Here is a 1368-nt window from a genome sequence, read left to right as displayed (position 1 = left end):
TTGGTGCTGTCCACCATCGACACCGCCTGCGACGCCACCCGAGCAGCCTCGTTCGCCGAGTGCGCGATCTCCCGGATCGACGCCCCCATCTGCTCCGAACCAGCCGCCACCGTCTGCACGTTGCGACTGACCTCCTCCGCAGCACCAGAGACCACACCCGCCTGCACCGACGTCTCCTCAGCACCCGCCGCGACCTGGGCGGAGGCGGCGGACATCTCCTCGGCCGCCGCGGCGACCGAGTCCGACGAGGCGAGCACGGTGCCCATCAGCTCGCGCAGCTTGCCGGTGGCCTGGTCCAGGCTGCCGGCCATCACGCCGATCTCGTCCCGGCTGGTCAGCCCGGCGGTGCGGGTGAGGTCGCCGTCGGCGAGGGCGTCCGCGACCTCCCGGACCTTGCCGACGTTGCGGGAGATGCTGCGGGCCACCGACCAGCCGACGAGCAGCGCCAGGCCGATGCCGACGGTCAGCAGCAGCAGCGCGGTGAACCGGTTGGCCGCGTAGCTGTCCTGGACCTCGGTCACGGCCCGCTCGGCGGCGGCCGCCTCTGCCTCGGTCAGTCCGTCCAGGTGCTCCTTCATCGCGTCGGTGAGTGCGCGGCCCTGTTCCAGGTTCACCTGGTACCACTCGTTGAACTCGTTCTCGAGGCCGAGCGGGATCAGGGTGCCCTGCTGCAGGGCGTAGTAGTCCTCGACCGACTCGCGCAGCTCGGCCAGATGGCCGCGACGCTCGTCGTCGAGCCCGCTCACCTCGTACGCCTTCGCTGCCTCCTCGAAGGCCGCCAGATCGGCGTCGACCTTGGCCACCGCCTCGCGCCCGGCCTGCTGGTCGGGCGCGATCAGGACGTCGCGGGAGTGCTGCCGCATGGCCTGGATGGCCACGTTCATGTCGCCCGCCGCGTCCACACCCAGCACGTTCTCGCTGTAGATGTGGTCCGCCTTGTCCGCGGAGTCGCCCAGGGAGCGCAGCCCCATCAGACCGACGACCAGCGCGACGACCGCGGTGAGCAGGACGGCGCTGAGGATCTTGACGCGGACGCTGCGGTCGCCGAACCAGGCGAGAGGGCTCCGTCGGCCCGAGACCGATGTGGACATGGCTGTGCTCCTGAGGGTCGTTCTGGGTAGGGAGAGCCCGGGGTGCCGGCTGGGCCGGCACCCCGGGTCGTGCGGGGTCGCGCTGAGTCGCGCGGTGATCGGGTCAGGCCCGGGTGAACCGGGAGACCTCGGTGCGCAGCTCGGCCGACATGCGGGCGAGCTCCTGGATGGCGCTGAGCGTCTGGCTCACGGCCTGGGTCGTGGTGTCGGCGGCCGCGGAGACGCCGGCGATGTTCACCGCGATCTCGCTCGAGCCCGTCGAGGCCTCCGCCACGTT

Annotated in this window: 1 protein-coding gene; it reads right to left on the bottom strand. The window is 71.6% G+C overall.

What is annotated here, in order from left to right:
• A partial coding sequence (locus D6B71_RS23680; RefSeq protein WP_164519794.1) for a HAMP domain-containing methyl-accepting chemotaxis protein occupies positions 1 to 1091 on the bottom strand: 1091 nt, incomplete at its 3' end.
• Positions 1092 to 1368 lie beyond the last annotated feature (277 nt).

The sequence above is a fragment of the Nocardioides ferulae genome (genome assembly GCF_003660455.1).
Lineage (GTDB): Bacteria > Actinomycetota > Actinomycetes > Propionibacteriales > Nocardioidaceae > Nocardioides > Nocardioides ferulae.
The sequence above is the reverse complement of the archived record's forward strand: the minus strand, read 5'-3'. Positions and strand labels throughout refer to the sequence as shown.